The organism is Pseudonocardia sp. SID8383 (genome assembly GCF_009864975.1).
Classification (GTDB): Bacteria; Actinomycetota; Actinomycetes; order Mycobacteriales; family Pseudonocardiaceae; genus Pseudonocardia; species Pseudonocardia alni.
In genome coordinates this window covers 1-293 of the sequence record NZ_WWFY01000101.1, presented here as the reverse complement: position 1 = coordinate 293, position 293 = coordinate 1, and the positions used below count along the sequence as shown (strand labels likewise).

Annotated in this window: 1 protein-coding gene; it reads right to left on the bottom strand. The window is 81.6% G+C overall.

Features of this window, described 5'->3' with window-relative positions; all coding sequences use genetic code 11:
- Positions 1-293 (bottom strand): hypothetical protein (locus GTW08_RS02235; RefSeq protein WP_202416280.1); only part of this gene is annotated, 293 nt, incomplete at both ends.

Below are 293 nucleotides of genomic sequence, written 5' to 3'. Positions count from 1 at the left end.
CCGCCGCGACGGCCTGCGGCAGCGGCGGGCCCTGCGGCACCGTCGCGCCGGAGGCGGTCACGGTCCGCGGGGTGGGCAGCGGCGAGGTCGCCGACGGGGTCATGATCAGGCCCGCGGCGGCGATCGCCGCGGTACCTGTGGCGGCGGCGCACAGGAACACCGGCAGGATCCGGGTCCGGAACGCGCGGGCCCGGGGGACGACCGCGGCCCCGGGAACCGGCTCCGCGGACTCCCGGACCGGCTCCGCGACCGCGGGCTCGTCGACGGGGGGCGCTGCGGGTGCCTGCGCCGGG